Source organism: Bacillus sp. SB49 (genome assembly GCF_000469135.2).
GTDB lineage: Bacteria > Bacillota > Bacilli > Bacillales > Halobacillaceae > Halobacillus.
In genome coordinates this window covers 2112024-2132532 of sequence record NZ_CP048117.1, presented here as the reverse complement: position 1 = coordinate 2132532, position 20509 = coordinate 2112024, and the positions used below count along the sequence as shown (strand labels likewise).

Here is a 20509-nt window from a genome sequence, read left to right as displayed (position 1 = left end):
GGTTCTTTTTTTATTCTCTAAAAAACCATAGACAAGGAGGAAATTCTATGGAGAGCGGCCGCGTTCCCTTTACACGAAGGTACCATAAGCTGTATCTGACAACGATTGGACTTTCCAACCTCGGTGATTGGATTTACCTGATCGCTTTAAACTTGATTGTCTTCGAAAAAACCGAATCGGCGATGGCTGTAGCAGCCCTGTATCTTCTGAAACCACTGGCCAGCTTATCGACCAACTTTTGGGCAGGTACTTTGATTGATCGATGGAACCACAAATACATGATTATCTTCCTCGATCTTATAAGAGGGGCATCTATCCTGATTCTGGCGTTTCTGACAGAGCTTCCTGCCATATATGTGATTGTCTTCTTCGTTAACATGGCAAGCGCTGTCTTTGAACCAAGCTCGCTTACTTATGCAACACTGCTTATACCAAAGGACGACAGGCAGAAATTTCAAGCTTGGAAAAGTTTCGTCATGTCCGGCGGTTTTCTTATCGGTCCGGGAGCTGCCGGTTTGATCTTACTTTTTTGGCCACCTGAGGCGGCTTTTTATGTGAACGCAGGTACCTTTCTTCTCTCTGGTTTATTGATGTTACTGCTCCCTGATGTCTCTGTAAAAGAAAATGATTCTGCAGAGCATCGTCTTACATTTCGGATGTTCCATGAGGACTGGAGAGAGGTTATCCGCTTCAGCCGTCATGTTCCGGGGGTCTTTTTCATCTATGGTTGGTTTCAATTCATGATGGTGATGGCGGCAGCCGTCGATTCGCTGGAAGCGGTATTTGCGAAAGATGTTCTGCATATATCCGATGCTGCTTACGGGATGCTTGTAAGTGTTGCAGGAGTGGGCATAGCTGTTGGATCTCTGTGTAACGCCGGATATACGCACAAATGGAAGGCGTCTTCTTTGTTAAGCACGGGCCCTCTCTTCGTGTCGGCCGGGTACCTGCTTTATGCATGTTCAACGACTGTTGTAGGTGCAGCTTCCGGTTTCTTTATTCTATCCTTTTCCTTAGCTTTTGCGAACACAGGGTTTTACACGTTTTATCAAAACCATGTTCCTGTTAGAATGATGGGACGTATTGCCAGTGTGTACAGCATGATGGAAGCTGTCCTCATCATAATGATGACCGTTTTTATATCTATTGCTGCGGAGTGGGGATCTGTACGCTTGGCCGTACTGACGGGGACGATCATTATGTTCAGCGGAGCTGTGGTGCTTCGAAGAATATGTATTCGCGGCGCAGGGAGCGATCTGTTGAATGAAGAGATTAAAGAGGAGGAAGGATCTTGTACTTTATAGGAATCGATTTATCCGGTCCGAGCAATACAAAGGATACGGTATTGGTTTGTTTTGAGAGAAAAGGAGAGGCATTGGATTATCACACACATATACAGCCGGCAGGAGATGAAGAAATCCTTGCTTTTATTGAAGAAAAATCGGAACATGCGGAAGTAGTGATTGGGATGGACGCACCGCTCTCGTACGAAGACGGTGGAGGAGAGAGGAAGCAGGACAAAGAATTGAAACGTTTCATAATAAGTTTAGGGATGAAACCGGGATCCATTATGGCTCCTACCATGACCAAAATGGTCTACCTTACATTAAGGGGCATTCGATTGTCCCGAGAAATAACCACAGCAGAGACAGCATACCCTGTCCACCTGGTAGAAGTTCACCCCGGTGCGGTCATTGGATCGAGAATGGGAACCAGTCTTTCCGAAGTACTGGAATATAAAAAGGATTTGCAGATTCGCAGTAAGCTTCTCCGCTGGTTCCAAAGCCAGCAGTTAATCGGTATTCCCGAAAGCTTTGCTCAAGAATCCCACACGGTGGATGCATGTGCAGCAGCGCTCGGAGCATGGCATTGGATCGACCCTGCTTATCACTCTCCATGGCTGTATCCGGCAGAACCGCCTCTTCATCCCTATGATTACTGCATTTAAAAATCGCCTGCCTATCCATCGATAGGCAGGTATTTAGTATATCCGGTCATGTTTCCATTCTTTTCATGATATAATAAGATAAATTCTTATCAAACGTACGCCGTTAATTTACTGAATATTCGGAATTAAGGAGGTTTGCGATGGACAATATTAAAGAGACCGTGATGGAAGTGACTCTGTCGATTCTTCCCATAACCTTGGTTGTAACCATTCTCCAGTTTTCCCTCATCTGGCTTCCTATGGAAGTTTTCTTTCAATTCCTCGCTGGTGTCGTCTTTGTAGGCATTGGTCTTATCCTTTTTCTGCTTGGTGTGCAGATCGGACTGTTGCCTGTTGGTGAGTGGATCGGTTCTGCTTTGTCGAAAACAAAGAAGGTAGGGGTAATCGTAGGCTTTGGCTTCATCCTCGGTTTAGTTGTGACCGTGGCGGAGCCGGATGTCCGCGTTCTCGCTACACAGGTCGATCAAGTATCCGGAGGTGACATTCCGAGGAATATCCTCATAGTAGCCGTAGCTCTTGGTGTGGCCCTGTTTGTTGGCCTCTCTATGCTTCGCATCATTTTCCATGTACCAATTACATACCTGTTAGCCCCGGGGTACGGGCTTGTGTTTCTGCTGGCATTATTCACTCCTCCTTCTTTCATTCCGATTTCGTTTGATTCCGGAGGGGTGACGACGGGACCACTGACTGTACCGTTTATTCTTTCTCTTGGAGTGGGGGTTGCTACGGTCATGAGAGGACGCACCTCGGCAACGGACGGTTTCGGACTGGTTGCCCTTGCCTCCATAGGGCCGATTCTTTCTGTGTTGCTGCTTGGGGTGATTTATGGATGATGATTGCCGACGTTTTTCACGGATTCGGAACCGTATTAGTGGACGTGGCCGTGGCTCTAATTCCGTTATTAGTCCTTTTCGTTTTATTTCAACTCTTTCTCCTCAAGCTATCCTGGAGCAAAATGAAAGACATCGCTGTCGGATTTCTTCTCACCTTCCTTGGGCTTTCCTTCTTTCTGCAAGGGGTCCACATTGGGTTTATGCCTGCAGGTACGATGATGGGAGAAAAGCTTGCCACGATCCACCATCGTTGGATGCTTATCCCGATCGGCTTCGTTATCGGCTTCGTAGCGATTTATGCAGAGCCGGCGGTAAGCGTCCTGACCCATCAAGTAGAAAAGGCGTCGGGCGGATACATACCACAAAAAATTCTCTTATACACCTTGTCGTTCGGGGTGGGTATTTCCATTGCGCTTTCCATGATCCGGATCATTCTCGGCATACCCATCTGGATTTTTGTTGTGCCGGGCTATATTTTAGCGCTGATTATAGTAAAATATTCTTCGAAAACGTTTACATCCATCGCCTTTGACTCCGGGGGTGTAGCCACAGGACCTATGACGGCGACATTTGTCCTTGCTTTATTTGTTGGTATTGCTACCGTGATGGAAGGAAGAGACCCCTTAGTTGATGGATTCGGAATGGTTGCTCTCGTCGCTCTGGCACCCATCCTGTCTGTCTTGGTGTTAGGGATGATTTACAAACGGAAGGAGCAGCATCAGGATGATGAAGGACGGTCAGAAGCTCATTATTACGATAGTTAAAAAGGAAAAGGCGAAAAAAGTTGTTCATGCATCTACTCTCGCGGGGGCGCAGGGCGGTACAACTTTCTTTGGCAAGGGATTTCGGACGGACGAGAAAAAACGCTTCCTTGGTATTCCTGTAGAAAGAGAACGGGAGATTATATTGACACTCGTATCCGATTCCATTTACCCGAAGGTCATGAACGCCATTGAGAGAACGGCCCAATTACAAAAACCGAGAAGCGGAATAGGGATGGTTATTGATGCGAAGAGAATAAGCGGAATCAATCATATGGTCGGTCTAGGCCTTGAGGAGGAAGATGGAGGGAAGGAAGTGGCTCAGCCAATGGTGAAAAAGACGCTTGCTTACGATCTTATCGTAACAATAGTGAACAAGGGAGATGCAGAAAAAGTGGTGGAAGCTTCAAAGGAGGCAGGTGCCGAAGGAGGAACGATCCTTTCCGGACGTGGAACAGGCATTCATGAAAAGGCACGATTGTTTAATATGTTGATTGAGCCGGAAAAGGAAGTCATATTGACATTGATTGAAAAAGAAAAAACAGATGCCGTTCTGAAATCAATCGAATTGGGAGCTAAACTGAATCAGCCGGGGCGGGGGATAGCCTTTGTCATGGATGTGGAGCACACGGCCGGCATCAATCATCTGCCCGTTGGGAAAAGTGATAAATAAAAACACCGCCGTTAAGGCGGTGTTTTATACTGCTTTTGACATTATAAGCCGAACAACACACCCATAAGGGAGTAGATGATGACGGTAGTGAACAATACAGTCATGTGGATGAGGGAATAGATGAACATATATTTTGCCCATTTCTCCGAATCCATCTTCCTGTATCCGTATAGGCTGAGCACCAACCAGCCTATACCAAGCAGCAGAGACACGAGGAGAAGGCCGAGGCTGAGCGTTCCTAAAAGAAAGCTTGTGCCGATCAGTATAACTAAATAGATATTCGTCTGAATATAAGTACGGCGTGCACCTTTCACCACTGGCAGCATGGGTATCTTGGCAGCCGTGTATTCTTCCTGTTTTCTAATGGCTATAGAGTAAAAGTGCGGCATCTGCCAAATAAGTGCGATGACGAAAAGTCCTAAAATTGCCGGGTGTGTAATGTCCGGATAAATGGCCGCCCAACCAATTAAAGGCGGTGTTGCTCCTGACAAACTTCCAACTTCCGTATTGTAAATGGTTCTTCGCTTCGTCCACATAGTGTATGGCACGACATAAAAAAACAACCCGAGGAAACCGAGAAATCCTGCGAGCGGAGTAGCAAGCGATAAAATGATGACTCCTAAAACGGCCATCAGACTGGCAAGCCAGAGCACCTGGCGCGGTTTAATTTGTCCGGTTACAGTCGGCCTTGTCTTCGTTCTTTCCATAATGGCATCAATGTCCCGGTCATACCAGTTGTTGAACGCTCCGGCAGCACCCATCACCATGATCGATCCGATCAAGGCAAAAATTATCTCCGGCAGCTTTTCCAACAATCCGTATTCATACGTGTATAATGCTAATGTAAGCCCGGCGAACATCGGGACAAGGTTAGACTTGATAATGCCTGTTTTTACAGTCTTCGCTAAAATGTCTGTAAGAGGCTGTTTCTCTGTTGTCCGAATATCTTCCCTTTCCATGATTCTCCTCTTTCCTGTTACTAGATTATCGATCCGACCTTGATAATAAATGACACTCTACGGTATGTTAAATCCAGTTTTAATTAATGTCAAGGTTACGTACAGGCGGACCACGTCGCATGCTGGTAAAGTTTAAAACAGGTATTGCGGCTGACAAAGGGTCTTCTACCAGCCTTGCCTGTGCTTGTATGATACATACATTCGGTAATGGTCTCCCACTCAACTATTTTACGGAAAGCATTCCTGACAAGCAACCATAAGAAACGACAAGTTTTTGACATTTATCCATTATGGATTTTTTTGGGAGTGTAAACGTCTTATCTGTCCTGAAAAAGCACAAACAGACAGGAAGGGCGAAGGAATAACTGATATGATTTTTTAAGAGAGGAGGAAGTTCGGATGTGGATCGATTCCATGCAGCGTGCTGTTGATTATATGGAGAAACATCTATTGGAAGGACTGCGTATAGAGGATGTTGCGAAAGAAGCCCACATGTCTGTTTATCATTTCCAGCACCTATTCCGGATCTTGACAGATACGTCTGTCATGGACTACTGCAGAAGGAGAAGAATGACGCTTGCTGCGGGAGAGCTGATGGCAGGCAGAAGGAAAGTCCTTGATCTCGCCTATAAGTACGGATATGACTCTCCGGAATCTTTCTCGAAAGCTTTTCGTAAACAGCATGGCATGTCACCACGGGATGCGCGAAACTATAATGGATCCTTAGTATTCTATAACCGCCTGGTTATTCAAGTTTCCTTGAAAGGAGTAGAGCCGATGAAGTATCAAATCATGGAAAAAGAAGCAATCAGAATCATGGGAAGGAAAGAACGGATCTCCTGCAAAGAAGGAGAGAACTTGAAAATAATTCCACAGATGTGGCGGCAGTTTAATGAGGATGGTGTATTAGATGATCTGGATGATTGGAATGATGGAGTAATGGAAGGGCTTATCGGGGTTTGTTGTACCATTGGGAATGGCGAATCCATCGACTATTGGATCGGGGCTTCCTATCAAGGGAAACAACCTGATGGATCGTATGATATGTTGGAAATACCGGCATCGAAATGGGCGGTTTTTGAAGTGCATGGCTCCATGCCGGGTGCCATACAGAAGGTTTGGAAACAAATTTACTCGGAATGGTTTCCTTCCAGCGGATTTACACAAGGAAATGGACCGGAAATGGAAGTCTATCCGGACGGAGATCCTTCCAGTGACTCGTATTACTCAGAAATCTGGATTCCAGTAAAATAAAGAAAGGATCACCCCTCGGCGGTGATCCTTTCTTTATTTATAGGAAATTTTGGTCCAGACATGGAGGTTTTTCCTTAACGAACACGAATGTAAGGAAGGGGAAAAGAAAAAACAGTCAAGGGGTAATTTCTCGATTATAAACGGCCATTTAGCAGCATGCCGTCCCTTTCTCGTACGATATCATACGATTGTTTCAGACGGTCAGGAACGAGTTCACGTCCGTAATCCCATGCATTCGTTTCTATTTCTGCTTTAAGCTCCGCGACTTCCGCGTCCCCGCCGTATAGAAGGGTGCGCATATCCGGCCGATGCTTTTTAAACGTAATATAATAGCCAAGTTCACGGTAAATCATGATTCGGACGAAGTCTTCCTCTGACTCCTGAATTTTTACTTTGCTCATGTATCCATTGACTTGAAGGTAATTGAAAGCAAGCGTATTGGTGGATACATTGAAGCTCATCGGTGATGGCAGGGTGCTGTTGACTTCGTATTGTAAATCCAACTGGTTTTCTTGATAGATTTCCTCAATGATTGTTTCGATGTTTCGTATGTAAAGCATGTTGATTCCTCACAATCCTTTCTTTTCCTAATTATAGGGGTGTCGAGCTTTGGAATCAATTCATTTCAACAGGAAGATATGCTTGAAGTTTCGAAAAGCAACTCATTACATAGGAATGGAGTGGTTCGAATGGCAGGTCATGCATCAGAAGAGCTATCCAAAGGGGACAAGAAAAGTACTACAGATATAAAAAAAGACGGTGCGATTCTTCCGGAAATCGGAACGGTCTTCATTCCCGTGCAGGATATCAGACAGGGAGCCATGTGGTATTCCAGGCTGTTGGCTGTTCCGTATAAAGAAGAATTTCCTCACGATCATTTGTATATCTTACCTTTATCAGGTGTAAATATTGTATTGGACAGCAAACGATACAATCAGGAATCGATATATAAAAATCCGGTCTTTCATTTGAATACAAATGACATCCATGAGGCTTACCTTCAAGTACAGGAAATGGAAGCAGGATGGATCGGTTCCATTGAACATGGCCATTACTTTAGTTTTCAGGATCCGGACGGTAATATGCTGATGATATGTCAATGTTAAATCATAGAGAGGAGTTATTATATGAAGGAGATATTAGGTTTGACCTACCCGATTATACAAGCAGGAATGGCCGGAGGGGTGACAACACCGGAGCTGGTCGCTGCAGTTTCCAACACCGGAGCGCTTGGAAGTCTGGGGGCAGGTTATATGACCGGGGAGGCTTTGAAAACATCTGTTCAGCGGATTAAACAGCTGACAAATCGTCCCTTTGCCGTAAACCTGTTTGTGCCGGAATACCCAACATACAGCAAGGCGGAGATGGAGGAGGCAGAACGATGGCTGGAACCATATCGACGTGAACTGGGGGTGGAGGTGAGTCCGATTCCAGAAGCAGACATGGACCATTTCGACAGGCAGGTATGTATCCTAATCGAAGAAAACGTACCAATTGTAAGTTTCACGTTCGGTATCCCTCATCGTAAAACAATGGAAAGACTGAAGCAGGAGGGAATTCAATTAATTGGAACTGCCACGAATGTGGAGGAAGCAGTCTTGAATGAGAGAAGCGGAATGGATATGGTCGTTGCTCAAGGGAGTGAAGCAGGAGGACATAGAGGAACCTTTCTTGGATCAGAAAGAGGAGGCATGATCGGTACGATTTCTCTCGTACCGCAAATCGTCGATCAAGTAACAATCCCTGTCATTGCTGCAGGAGGAATTATGGACAGTAGGGGAGTCCGTGCTGCAATGGCCCTGGGAGCATCTGGAGTACAAATGGGGACTGCTTTTGTAACGTGCAAAGAGAGTGGAGCACATCCACGCCACAAAGAAGCCATTTTGGGAGCAAGAGAGACGGAAACGGCAGTTACGGCAAGTTTCAGTGGAAAGCCGGCAAGGGGGATAGAGAACGCGTTTATACGCCATATGGAAGGGAAGCCACACCTCCCGTATCCACTTCAGAACTCCCTGACGAAGCCGATTCGATCGGCAGCCGCTCAAAATGGGGATACGAGGTACATGTCTTTGTGGTCCGGACAAAGCCCTCGATTAAGTGATAATCGTTCTGCTGCTGAGGTTATCAAGTCCGCCATGGAATGATTATGATTTACTGCAAAAAGCGAGAAGGCACTCACAATTGGGGTAATTAAAAAACTCGGCTGCATCGCAGCCGAGTTTTTTTGGTTATTTCTCTGTATTCTGATTTTGTTTTTCATCTAAGAAACGCAGCAAGTCTCCATAAACAACTTTATCAGAGTAATTCAACTCCGTTTGAGCGTCTTTTTTCAACGGTGTACATGCTTCCCCGTCGACTTCTTCCCCTGTCGATTTGTCGTAACAGTGGTCTCCTTCGGCAGCATAGACATAGTCGTCTGTAACGACACTTCCATCACGGAAGATTGTCTTACTTTCCCGATCTTCTTTGAACAAATCGGTACCGAATTGAACATCATTTTCTTCCTCTATGCCGAGAAGGCTGAGAATCGTAGGTTTTAAATCGATTTCTCCTCCAACCGTATCCATTTCTTTTCCTTCCATTCCAGGAATATGGATGATCAAAGGAACTTTCTGAAGCTGTGTATGTTCAAACGGAGTAATTTCCTTATCAAGGATTTCACTCATAGCACGGTTATGGTTTTCGGATATTCCGTAGTGGTCGCCGTAAAGGATAAAGATACTGTCTTCGTATTCTCCCTGCTCCTTCATCAATTCGAAGAACCGTTTGATAGATTCGTCTTCGTATCGAACCGTTTGGAAGTAGCGGTCAACAGAACCGTCTCCGGTATCGGCCGGATCAATCATCTTCATGTCTTCGCTGTTCATAATGTATGGATAGTGGTTCGTCATCGTTATGAATTTTGCATAATACGGTTTATCCAGCTCTTTGAGTAAAGGCATGGATTGTTCAAAGAATGGAATATCCTTTAAACCATAGTTGACGGAGTTCTCATCTGTTACATCATAATATTTCTTCGAGTAGAATTCGTCGTACCCGAGGTTTTGATACATGACATCACGGTTCCAGAAACTTGAGTGGTTTCCGTGGAAACTCACAGGTGTATACCCGTGCTCTTTTACAATTTCCGGAGTAGCATTGTATTCGTTGTTTGCATTCGTTGTATAGACAGCGCCTCGCGGCAGTCCATACAGGGAATTATCAATGATGAATTCTGCATCTGAGGTTTTCCCTTGTCCGGTATTGTGATAAAAATTGCTGAAATAGAAGCTGTCATCTTTGAGATCATTAAGGAAAGGAGTAATTTCCTGTCCATTTAATTCTCTGTCGATAACAAAGTTCTGCGTGGACTCAAGCGAAACGAGTACAATGTTCTTTCCTTCCGCTTTTCCGAAGAACTCTCCGTGCGCTCCCATTTTCCCTTGCTGGGAATTGACGTAGTTCAAGACGTCAACAAGTTCATTGCTGTCTGCAAGAACTCGGTGGGACGATGTTTTAGCTGTCATCACAGAATCATAGATGTGATAATTGTAGATTCCTAGCAGTTTGACGAGTTTTGCGCGATCAAACGTACGTACGAGCAGTTCTGGCCTTTGAACCTCAGCCATGGACAGGTTTACTGCCGCAAAGCCTATGGATGAAGCAAAAAGCATAGCGACGGTTCTTTTCTTAAAGTGCATCGTCGGATTGGTCTTTTTCGCTACCAACCATGCGATTAGAAGAACGAAATCAACCCAGTACAGTACATCAGAAACGTGCATCAATGATTGAGCACTGCCTCCTAGATCCCCGAAGTTCTTGTACTGCATCAACACAGGAAGGGTGATGTAATCGTTAAAGAAACGATAATACACGACGTTTGCATAAAGAATGAATGACATTAAGAAGTAAATGGTCATAAATGCTTTATTTCTTCTCTTTGGTGAGAAGAAGAATGCAAAACTGAAAAAGAATAAGATAGAACTGATTGGTGTAAGGATCAGAATGAATTGTTGTGCGCCGTTTTCAATATCTAACGTAAATGCTGTTTGTAGGGCGTAATAGGTTTTTGCCCACAGTAATATTACTGCGGTCCAGAAGAAAACCCAGCCTTTGTTTAATGGATTGGTAGTTTTCATGTAAATCATGAACCTCCTGGTAATGGTGTTTAACAATAATAATCAAATCTATCAGATTTCCATCATAAAGTAAATAGTTGTACTTTACAAACATAGGCGGGGAGGTATGGTGCGGTTTTTCACAAAAAAAAGGGGAGGCCCTCGGGACCATCCCTGCAGTGTACTGTAAATGGTGAAGCCATTTATACCCTATTTAGTAAGAAACTAAATTCTGAAAGGCTTTCCTATATCAATTTAGAAGTTCTTTGTATATTTTGGATCTGCGGACTTAGTAGCGGCACCTTTATTTTCATAGATTTCCTCATACGTCTTTTCGTTATCCACACCTGTTTTGTTCTTCTTTGATTTATCAAAATATAAAGCAATTCCAATCAGGCATACCAACGGAATCAGCAAAAGCATCCATATCATGTGGCGATTCCTCCCTTGATTGATTTAGGTTTCACTTATTCTATTCCCTAAGTTAAAGGAAATTACTTCTTTGTATGTTAAATTCATTCTTTAGTACTATCAGTCTTGTCATGGTAGTAAATGGGGGGTTAAACGAAAACATTAATAGTGATACATTTTTTCTTCTGCAAAAAAAGATGCCGGCATGGAAGAGGAAGGATCATCTTGTCTTGTATGCAGACAAGGAGAAGGTTAAACATTGTTTAGGAAACCGATTTCCTTATATGTTAATAAAATGTGAGTAAAATTCTGAAATTTATATTGAAAACGGATACATTGCTAGATATAATCAAAATATCACGAGTGATCAATTGATTTTTTTTGGCCATTAACGAAACCGGTTTCGTTAATGGCATTTCAGAGGAGGAATGAAGTTGAAAAAGAGTTGGATGATTGCAATGTTATTATTGTTGACTACTTTTCTTTATGCGTGCAGTGGAGGAGATGATTCTGCTTCGGGAGAAGGTAAAGTAACCCTTGATTTCTGGGTTTTTGGTGCAACCAATTATGAAGATCTTGCAAAAGAATATGAAAAAGAGAACCCTGACGTGAAAATCAACATAAAAAACTCTGAGTTAGAAGACCATCATAATAGCTTATTTACAGCTATATCCGCTGGAACCGGCGCACCGGATCTGACAATGATTGAAATCGATCAGCTGGACCGTTATAGGGAAGCGCAGGATCGATTCGTCAATTTTTATGATTTAGGCGCAGAAGATCTGGAAGGCAAATACTTAGATTGGAAATGGAAGATGGCAGAGAACGGCGACGGAGATTTTTTGTTTGGACTTCCTACGGATATCGGCCCGAAAGCCATGTATTATCATACCGGGATTTTTGAAGAAGCAGGTCTGCCTACGGATCCGGATGAAGTGACTGCCATGATCGATTCTCCCGAAAAATTCAAAGAAGCAGCAGAGACCGTATGGAAAGAGACCAATAAACCGATGGTCGATAGTATGGAAATGGCATTCCGTGCCAACATGGACGCTCTCGAGGTCAGCTACTTCAACAGGGATGGCGAACTTCTTATTGAAGAATCCGATAACGGTGTCAAAGCGGCTTATGATTATGCAGTGGAGTTAAATGATATGGGGGTTGTCTCTAATTTTGATATGTGGACACCTGAGTGGGCGAACGCCTTAAATGAGGGGAGTTTTGCAGCAGAATTGGCTCCTGCATGGTTGAAAGGATACATGACAGAAAATGCACCCGATGCGGAAGGGGATTGGCGCGTGACGACTATGCCTACACAGTTTGCAGGTAACTGGGGCGGATCCTACGTAGCGATGCCGGCTGAAACAGATTATAAGGAGGAAGCTTACGACTTCGCTCAATGGTTGTTATCACCAGAAAATCAAATGAAATCCTTTACGGAGAGCGGTTTATTCCCATCCACACCGGATACGTATGAAATGGAAGCGTTCACCAATAATGAGGACGAATATTTTGGAGGGCAAAATACAGCCGCTTACTTCGCTGAAGCAGCACAGGAAATTCCAGAAGTTTACAAAGGTCCTAAATATGTGACCGTAAACAACGAAGTGCTTACAGCCCTGAAGAATGTCCAGGAAGGTGCTGATCCGGAGAAAGAATGGGATGCAGCCGTGAAACGGATCAATGATCTTTTGAAACGATGAAGGAGGCCGGGCTGGACAGCACTTGTTCAGCCTGCCTTACATAACGAAGGAGGAAATTGGATGGAGAGTGTGGAGAAGCAACAGAGAGTCTCCCGAGCGAAGACGAGTCACATGTCCGAGAAGAAGAAAGATATGCTTTCCGGGTATTTCTATATCGCTCCCTTTTTTATCATATTTGGCATTATAGGTTTGTATCCTGCAGGTTTCAGCATCGTTCTTGCTTTTCAAAAGTGGAATGGTCTGGGTGAAATGGAGTTTGTAGGAATGAGCAATTTTATAATTGTTCTACAGGATCCGCTGTTTTGGAAGTCACTCTATAATACAGTAATTATTGGATTGATGGGCACTGCGCCACAGCTGATTGTCGGTATCATTCTTGCTTACTTCCTGAACCTTGCCGTCATACGGTTCACTAACTTCTTCCGGGTGACGATCTTTATGCCGTATATCACTTCTATGGTTGCGGTTGCGCTCGTATTCGGTGTGTTTTTCAGCAGCAGCGAAACAGCTCTTGCCAATTACTTTATCGGTCTTTTCGGTATCGATCCTGTAAGTTGGAAAACATCGGAATGGGGGGCGAAGATCGCAATCGCTCTGATGGTTTTCTGGCGATGGGTAGGATATAACACCATTATTTACCTGGCAGGTCTGCAAAGTATTCCAAAGGATCTGTATGAGGCTGCCACCATTGATGGTGCAGGGAAGGTGCAGCAATTCTTCCATATTACGATTCCATTGCTGAAACCGTTCATTCTGTTAACCGTCTTTATGTCTACGGTTGGTGCCCTGCAGCTTTTTGCAGAACCGACAGTATTCCTAGGATCTTCTGCCTTTAGTCGTGATGAAGCGATGACAGTGGTCATGTACTTATACAGGGATGCTTTTAATCTGGGTTCTTTCGGTACAGCATCGGCTACGGCTGTCCTTTTACTGATCATCATCATTGCAGCAGCAGCCATCAATACGTGGTTAACCTCAGGATTCAATCGTGAGAAGAAAAGGAAGGTGTCTTAAATGAGAAAACCGGCAGAAGGGAAAGGCGGAAGAGTCCCGATATATATATTACTGAGCTTGGCATCCTTGCTGTCTCTCTTTCCATTCTATTGGATGTTTGTTATGGCAACGAGACCGAGTGCTGCCTATAACTCGATCCCTCCGACACTGTTACCAGGGGATCAACTGGTCGAAAACTTTACCAAAGTGTTGGATACCATTCCATTCTTTCAAGCGATGTGGAATACGATCCTTTTATGTACGACTGTTACGCTTGCTGTCTTGATAATCAGTTCTTTAGCAGGCTTCGCGTTTGCTAAATTCAACTTCCCGGGCAAGAACTTTTTCTTTATCTGTATCCTGCTGACGATGGTCATCCCTCCCCAACTGGGATTGATCCCTCAATATTACCTTGTGTCGCAGCTTGGGTGGTTAGATACATTGTTCGGTGCAGGTGTATTGTTTCTGTTAAATCCGCTTGGCATTTTCCTTATGCGCCAATATATCAGTGAATCGGTTCCGGATGAAATTATGGAGGCTGCGAAACTGGACGGCTGCTCAAACTTCCGTATTTATCGAAGTATCGTCCTTCCGATTATTAAACCGGCATTTGCTACACTTGGAATAATCGTATTCACTCTTGTGTGGGGAGAGTTTTTGTGGCAGTTCACCGTCTTAAGAGACCCGTCTTCTTACACGCTGCAAGTCGCTCTGGCATCCTTGAACAATGCATTCCGGGTGGATTTCGGTATGTTATTGTCAGGCGTATTCTGGGCGACCGTTCCGTTGATCATCATCTTCCTTATCTTTAATAAATGGTTTATATCCAGTATCACGGAAGGATCGGTAAAGTAATCGATCCATATGTTAAATATTCCAATTGTTGATACAATAGAAACATAGTTTTTACAGGAAAGTGTCTAAGGAGAGAATACAAAACCATGGATTTAACGATCAGGGATATCGCGAAGATGGCCGGTGTATCACCGGCTACTGTATCAAAAATTATTAATAATTACGGTGGCATCAGTGATTCAACAAGGCAGAAAGTCTTTAAAATCATCGAAGATACGAAATATCAGCCCACTTTTTCAGCCAAATCACTGGCTACAAAGAAATCCAACTTGATCGGTCTGATCTATGCGGGGAAAATCAACGTAGATTTCAAGCACCCTTTCTTTAACGAGGTCGTCAACTCTTTTAAGAAAACGGTAGGCGCCCTTGGGTATGATTTACTGCTCTTCTCAAATGAAAAGATTTATGAAGGGGAGAGCAAGTATTTGGAAAGATGCAAACACTTCCATGTCGATGGTTGTTTGATTATTGCTGGAGATGAGATTGAAGATGCGGTCCACGAGATCGCAGCAAGCGACATCCCCTGTATCGGAATCGATTTAAAATTGGAAGGCCCCCGTTCCAGTTACATCATGACAGATAATGCAAAAATCGGCTTTAATGTAGTGGAATATCTGTATTTAAATCAGGTTCGGAATATTGCTTACATCGGAGGGAAACAAGACTCTTTAGTATCCAGTATCCGTAATATCGGATTCGTGGACGCTATGAACCAATTTGGTCTGAACGTAGAGAAGGACTGGATCCATTATGGGGACTTCTTTGAAGACAGCGGGTATGACGCGATGAAGAAGATTCTGAATGGAGGAAGGCTTCCGGAAGCCGTATTCGCCGCTTCTGATATGATGGCTCTTGGTGCTTTAAAAGCCATAAAAGAACACGGACTCTCCGTACCTCATGATATACAGCTGGTCGGCTGCGATGATATCGAGGCTTGCCGGTATAGTGATCCGCCGCTTACCACTGTAAAGCAGGATAAACAGAAACTTGGAAAACTTTCTGCATATATGCTGGAAGATTTAATGAAATCAGATCATGCCATTCAGGCAGTAAAAGTAGACCCTGAACTGGTACCGCGGGCAACGACAATCGAACGTTGAGTCATTATTTATGGAGGGGATAGCATGACAACTATAAAGTTTCCTGAAAGCTTAAAATGGGGTGCCGCCACGGCATCTTATCAAATCGAGGGTGCGGTGGAAGAAGGAGGCCGTACCCCTTCTATATGGGATGTGTTTTCCCATACGCCAGGCAACGTAAAAAACGGGGACACCGGTGACCGTGCATGTAACAGCTACCATTTATACAGGGAGGATGTCCGACATTTAAAAGAACTAGGCGTCGATCTTTACCGTTTCTCCATTTCATGGTCGCGGATATTTCCAGACCGAACAGGAATCCCAAATAAAGAAGGGGTCGACTATTACGCTTCCCTTGTTGACGCACTTATTGCAGAAGGTATAGAGCCGATGGTCACCCTATATCACTGGGATCTTCCTCAATATCTTCAGGAAAACGGCGGATGGGAAAGCAGATCTACCGTTGATGCGTTCGATACATATGCGACATGCATGTTCCAATTATTCGGAAACCGCGTGAAGAAGTGGTTAACAATCAACGAACCTTGGTGTGCATCCTTTCTTTCTAACTTCTTGGGTGTACATGCTCCCGGGAAAAAAGATCTGCAGGCGGCGGTGGATGTCTCTCACCATTTGCTTCTTGCACATGGGAAAGCGGTAAAATCATTCCGGGAAGAGGTTCCGGACGGGGAAATCGGCTACGCTCCAAATATCGGCTGGCTTGAACCATATACTAGGAAACAGGAGGATGTTCATGCCTGTAAGCTCGGGATGATGTGGCAGAAGGAATGGTTCATGGATCCTGTATTCAAAGGATCATATCCAGAAGAGTTAGTCCAACTTTTCGCTGAACAGGGGGCACATCTCCGGTTGATGGAAGGGGATATGGATACCATTGCCCAGCCTATCGACCTTATGGGAATCAATTTTTACACAGGGAGTCTCGGTCGTTACCATGAAGATGGCGGGATGTTTCAAGTAGAGGAGGTTCCTCTTGATGAAAGAAGAACGGATATAGGGTGGCCGATCTATGCAGAAGGTTTTCATAAAGCATTGACGGATATTCATCAAACTTACGGGAATGTTCCTATCTACATTACGGAAAATGGCGCATGCTACAATGACGGTGTCAAGGATGGAAGAGTTCATGATCAGGAGCGGATTGATTACTTAAAGCAGCATTTGACCGCACTGGATCGTTCCATTCAATCCGGAGTTCCGATCGCCGGTTATATTGTATGGTCGCTCCTGGATAATTTTGAATGGGCGGAAGGATATGATAAGCGGTTCGGGATCATTCACGTAGACTTTGAAACATTCAAAAGAACGAAGAAAGACAGCTTTTACTGGTATAAAGAAACCATTAAGAATAATTCGTTTAACCGGTAAAATTTTTTCCGTTACGAAATCGATTTCGTCTTAAAAGAAAACGACTTTCCTTAAGCTTTTGATGGGGGACGTTGCGGAAGTGCATCACATTCATATAGATGATGTGACCCTCCAGATTCAATAGAGGAAAACCGTTTCCTGACCTCGGGAAACGGTTTTTTTAAAAGCTCAACCATTTGAATGGACGGACCATATGGTTAAAGAGAAGAGGTGATCAAAAAGTGAAAGAATTTAATATCACGAGCAGGAGACTTATATCCCTGGTTAGGATACCGCCTTGGTCAAGCGACATACGATTACGGGAGCGGCCAGCATCCAGGTCCATTCGATAAGTCCTATCTCTTGTGTCCGGCTGTCATCCTTGAATTTACGGTTGACAATAACATTTTCTAAATAATGCTCGTGGGTAATGGTGAAGATTCGAATTGACCATCCAGGTCTTTGTTGATATAGTTCTTATATTCATCAAAGGAGCATGCTCCCACAGAGTCCTGCCATTTTCATAAGACATATGCAGAATGCGGATACGTGCAGAAAGCTGAACCTTTGCAAACGATGCAAGGGTTTTTTATGTGGGGCATAAGGAAAGAAGGGGAAAAATGGACTCATTATGGATAGAATATGCTTGGACCCTGGTTATCCTCATTGGTTTAGAGGGTTTGTTGTCTGCGGATAATGCCCTTGTGCTTGCCGTTATCGCCAAACACTTGCCGGATGATCAGAAAAAGCGGGCCATTAACTATGGAATTATTGGTGCCTTTATCTTCCGGTTTATCGCACTTTTTGTTATTTCATTTATTGCAAACGTTTGGCAGGTTCAGGCTGTCGGTGCTGTGTACCTCATCTACTTAGGTCTGAAAAATATTATTGGTAAAAAAGAAGAAGACCAAGAGGAAGAGTTGTCTTCCGGACAAGGGTTCTGGCCGACGGTTTTAAAAATTGGTGCAGCGGATTTAGTGTTTGCTATTGATTCTATTCTTGCTGCTGTGGCTCTCGCATTAGCATTGCCTAATACCCCCCTACCGGAAATCGGAGGAATGGACGGCGGTCAATTTTTGGTTGTACTTGCCGCCGGTGTTGCAGGATTGATCTTAATCAAATTTGCTGCTACCTGGTTTGTTAAACTGCTGGATAAGCGGCCGTCTCTGGAAACTACAGCCTACCTTATTGTCGCATGGGTTGGTGTGAAACTTGCTGTTATTACACTTTCTCATGAAAAAGTTGGTGTTCTCGACGAGCATTTTGCACATGGAGCGGCCTGGACCATCACTTTTTGGACGGTTCTATTAGGGGTGGCAATAGGCGGTTGGTTCTACTCCGGGAAGAATAGAAGAGAAGTAAATAGTTAAAGAGTTAGCAAAGACGCAGGGGTGAAGCTGTGTCTTTGCTTTTTTTCGATACGTTCGCATCGATTCGGTTGGAGGGCTGCCTATCGAGGGTAAAAGGAGGATACCTTATCCGCAGTCACCCGATGAACCTGTGAGTGTAATAGACTCATCCAAGTACGGATAGGTGTTAGCTCACGTCTGATAGGATAAATGTCTAAACTAAAAGGAGAAGATCCTGTCGTTAGCTATGCTATTATTACAACAGTTATTTACAAAATGTGCTATATTTTTGTGAGTAAATCTTACAATAAATCTTTGTCCAAATTAGAGTTTCCTGTATGATACGATGTGGTCATCCATAAAACACATGCCATTTCTGCTGGTGTAATGCAGTCCAGAACGAATTTTCTTAATTATCTGATCATTATAGAGGTTAGATATAACTAGGTATGGAGCTATATAGGGATAGGTTTGCCTATCGTCCGTTAAGGGAATCAGTTTTCCACAGCAGAAAGGAGAGGTCAGTTTTATGGATCAAATCACTGTTCACCATTTTAATCAATGGGATGATTTCGAGCAAAAAGTGTTGGTGGAAGGAGCACTCGTTTTTCCAGAGTTAGAAGCGGTCTTGCGCCAATATTTATTAAGTCAGCCCCGGGAGGTTATGGAATTTAAGGAGTGTATAATAAAGGAAGAGGAAGGCATTCGAAATGTAGAGGTTGCTTTCCACGATCATCGTTCAGACTATTACATAAGGTTGTGGGGGCAGAAATCAATGAAAGATGATGCTGTTTTGGAAATGGTTGTTGACGCAGTCGATCTTCGTACTAAGGAAGAAATTTATAAGCGGCAGCTGGTTTGAATCCTGTATCCTCTGTGAAGACCAGCACATTTATTCGGAAAAGAAGGCGTGACACGTCTTCTTTTTGTTTTGTGCACTGTTGTGAAGGGTAGAGTTGGTTGAATTAGGAAGGGGGAATATAGATGAGACTTTCTGTTCAATTTCAAATACCAGCCACAAAATAATTCATCCTGTGTTAAAATGTAGAAAGTTTTTGGAACAAATTACATAAGGAAGTGACAAATAGTGAAGAAATTCAGTATGCTTTTGTTGTTGGCTGTCGTTGCATTTTTCCTTGTTGCGTGCTCGGAAGATACGGCATCAACGAATAACGAAAAGACGGCCGATGAGGAAACGGACCAGAAAGTTGAAAAGAAAGAAGCGGAGCCGGAAGAGGAAGAACCTGAAACTCCTTACAAGGCATTGGAACCAGCAGAAGGGTCCGAGCCGATTGCTGATGGTCTCACCGAAGAGGAGAAAGAGAAGATGCCGGCCGTTCAGGCGCATGGCGGCGAACGGGAACGTATGGTGCCTGTAGGGCAGACGCTTGTTAAGGGTGCAGAAGATAAATCGGATGGACCGTTGAAAGATCATAGAATTGTAGCTTACTATGGTCACCCAAACTCTGAGAATATGGGTATTCTTGGAGAAATGGAGCCGGAAGCACTGATGAGCAAATTGAAGGAGCAGACACAGGCTTATTCCGATGCGGATCCTGAGCGGCCGGCCATACCAATGATTGAGCTGATCACTACGGTGGCACAGCGTAATCCGGGCGAAGAAGGAAAATATTTTCACATGACTTCTCCGGAAGATATTGACCGTTATGCAGAACTGGCGGAAGAGAACGATGCACTATTAATGCTTGATGTGCAACTTGGCACAGATTCGGTTATGAACCAAGTGAAATTGATAGAGAAATGGCTTAAAATGCCGAATGTACATTTAGCAATTGATACGGAATTCCACGTTGCTGAAGGAGAAACACCCGGAATTAACCTGGGACAGGTCGATGGTGCGGAAGTTCAGGAGGCGGTAGAATACATATCGAAAATGGTGGAAGAGAACAATCTCCCTGATAAAATCGTACTTGTTCACCAGTTTATGGACGAGGCTCTGACTAATAAGGACGCTATCCAGCCCACGGATAATGTCGAAGTTGCGCTAAACTATGACGGATGGGGAGCCGCTGGAACGAAGATGAGTCTATACCGCAAATTTGTTCGGAATGAGGCCGTTCAATATGGTGGATTCAAAGTCTTTTATAAGAAAGACGAGCCGGTACTGACCGCAGAAGAAGTATTGAAAATGGATCCGAACCCGTCCATCATTAACTATCAATAATTTACTAAAAATCCCCACTGCTTAAGCAGTGGGGATTTTCC

At 44.1% G+C, this 20509-nt stretch carries 20 protein-coding genes; 16 read left to right on the top strand and 4 right to left on the bottom strand.

Translation table 11 applies throughout. The annotated features are described in order from the left end of the window. The first annotated feature begins 47 nt into the window (after positions 1-47). From M662_RS11235 to M662_RS11215, 5 genes are all read left to right on the top strand, one after another. A complete protein-coding gene (locus M662_RS11235; RefSeq protein ID WP_162129293.1) occupies positions 48-1304 on the top strand; it encodes an MFS transporter in 1257 nt (418 codons plus the stop codon). Beyond that, positions 1292-1948 carry a DUF429 domain-containing protein gene (locus M662_RS11230; protein ID WP_026577262.1) on the top strand — a complete coding sequence of 219 codons (657 nt, stop codon included), beginning with the start codon at positions 1292-1294 and terminating at the stop codon, positions 1946-1948. The genes M662_RS11235 and M662_RS11230 overlap by 13 nt, the downstream gene beginning before the upstream one ends. A gap of 140 nt (positions 1949-2088) precedes the next feature. Beyond that, complete coding sequence (locus M662_RS11225; RefSeq protein ID WP_008639360.1) at positions 2089-2781, top strand: DUF1538 domain-containing protein; 693 nt, start codon at positions 2089-2091, stop codon at positions 2779-2781. Then, positions 2778-3545 (top strand): DUF1538 domain-containing protein, encoded by a 768-nt coding sequence (locus tag M662_RS11220; RefSeq protein WP_008639362.1) that lies wholly within the window; start codon positions 2778-2780, stop codon positions 3543-3545. The genes M662_RS11225 and M662_RS11220 overlap by 4 nt, the downstream gene beginning before the upstream one ends. Then, entirely contained in the window at positions 3505-4215 is a 711-nt protein-coding gene (locus tag M662_RS11215; RefSeq protein WP_035387983.1) for a P-II family nitrogen regulator, read from the top strand. Before M662_RS11220 ends, M662_RS11215 begins: the two co-directional genes overlap by 41 nt. Before the next feature lie 41 nt (positions 4216-4256). Here the strand turns inward: M662_RS11215 and cyoE are convergent, their stop codons facing one another. Continuing rightward, the gene (cyoE, locus tag M662_RS11210; RefSeq protein ID WP_008639369.1) at positions 4257-5174 is read right to left on the bottom strand and encodes a heme o synthase; all 918 of its coding nucleotides are present in this window, start codon (positions 5172-5174) and stop codon (positions 4257-4259) included. Positions 5175-5573: 399 nt separating this feature from the next. Here cyoE and M662_RS11205 point away from each other — a divergent pair, with 399 nt between their 5' ends. After that, positions 5574-6428 carry an AraC family transcriptional regulator gene (locus tag M662_RS11205; RefSeq protein ID WP_026577264.1) on the top strand — a complete coding sequence of 285 codons (855 nt, stop codon included), beginning with the start codon at positions 5574-5576 and terminating at the stop codon, positions 6426-6428. A 134-nt stretch (positions 6429-6562) separates the two neighbouring features. On the opposite strand, the gene M662_RS11200 is transcribed toward M662_RS11205, so the two are convergent. Then, the gene (locus M662_RS11200; RefSeq protein ID WP_026577265.1) at positions 6563-6988 is read right to left on the bottom strand and encodes a hypothetical protein; all 426 of its coding nucleotides are present in this window, start codon (positions 6986-6988) and stop codon (positions 6563-6565) included. A gap of 129 nt (positions 6989-7117) precedes the next feature. Between M662_RS11200 and M662_RS11195 the strand changes: the two genes are divergently transcribed. Both M662_RS11195 and M662_RS11190 read left to right on the top strand, forming a co-directional pair. Further along, positions 7118-7534 carry a VOC family protein gene (locus M662_RS11195; protein ID WP_051348860.1) on the top strand — a complete coding sequence of 139 codons (417 nt, stop codon included), beginning with the start codon at positions 7118-7120 and terminating at the stop codon, positions 7532-7534. 21 nt (positions 7535-7555) lie between these two features. Continuing rightward, entirely contained in the window at positions 7556-8572 is a 1017-nt protein-coding gene (locus M662_RS11190) for an NAD(P)H-dependent flavin oxidoreductase (RefSeq protein WP_026577267.1), read from the top strand. 84 nt (positions 8573-8656) lie between these two features. Here M662_RS11190 and M662_RS11185 read toward each other — a convergent pair whose 3' ends face one another. After that, complete coding sequence (locus tag M662_RS11185) at positions 8657-10555, bottom strand: LTA synthase family protein (protein ID WP_026577268.1); 1899 nt, start codon at positions 10553-10555, stop codon at positions 8657-8659. 225 nt (positions 10556-10780) lie between these two features. Beyond that, positions 10781-10957, bottom strand: coding sequence for a hypothetical protein (locus M662_RS11180; RefSeq protein WP_008639380.1), 177 nt, complete (start codon positions 10955-10957; stop codon positions 10781-10783). A gap of 407 nt (positions 10958-11364) precedes the next feature. Here M662_RS11180 and M662_RS11175 point away from each other — a divergent pair, with 407 nt between their 5' ends. The 8 genes from M662_RS11175 (at position 11365) to M662_RS11140 (ending at position 20468) form a co-directional block, all read left to right on the top strand. Next, positions 11365-12639: an ABC transporter substrate-binding protein gene (locus M662_RS11175; protein ID WP_026577270.1), complete on the top strand. Its 1275-nt coding sequence runs from the start codon at positions 11365-11367 to the stop codon at positions 12637-12639. A 60-nt stretch (positions 12640-12699) separates the two neighbouring features. Then, positions 12700-13653: a carbohydrate ABC transporter permease gene (locus M662_RS11170; protein ID WP_026577271.1), complete on the top strand. Its 954-nt coding sequence runs from the start codon at positions 12700-12702 to the stop codon at positions 13651-13653. Further along, positions 13654-14487 carry a carbohydrate ABC transporter permease gene (locus M662_RS11165; RefSeq protein ID WP_008639859.1) on the top strand — a complete coding sequence of 278 codons (834 nt, stop codon included), beginning with the start codon at positions 13654-13656 and terminating at the stop codon, positions 14485-14487. An 86-nt stretch (positions 14488-14573) separates the two neighbouring features. Beyond that, entirely contained in the window at positions 14574-15587 is a 1014-nt protein-coding gene (locus tag M662_RS11160) for a LacI family DNA-binding transcriptional regulator (protein ID WP_008639858.1), read from the top strand. 24 nt (positions 15588-15611) lie between these two features. Continuing rightward, positions 15612-16955, top strand: a complete 1344-nt coding sequence (locus M662_RS11155; protein WP_008639856.1) for a GH1 family beta-glucosidase — start codon at positions 15612-15614, stop codon at positions 16953-16955. A gap of 599 nt (positions 16956-17554) precedes the next feature. After that, a complete protein-coding gene (locus M662_RS11150; RefSeq protein WP_026577272.1) occupies positions 17555-18304 on the top strand; it encodes a TerC family protein in 750 nt (249 codons plus the stop codon). A 508-nt stretch (positions 18305-18812) separates the two neighbouring features. Continuing rightward, on the top strand, positions 18813-19145 hold the full coding sequence (locus M662_RS11145) for a hypothetical protein (RefSeq protein WP_026577273.1): 333 nt from the start codon (positions 18813-18815) through the stop codon (positions 19143-19145). A gap of 225 nt (positions 19146-19370) precedes the next feature. Continuing rightward, on the top strand, positions 19371-20468 hold the full coding sequence (locus M662_RS11140; RefSeq protein WP_026577274.1) for a hypothetical protein: 1098 nt from the start codon (positions 19371-19373) through the stop codon (positions 20466-20468). Positions 20469-20509: the final 41 nt, after the last annotated feature.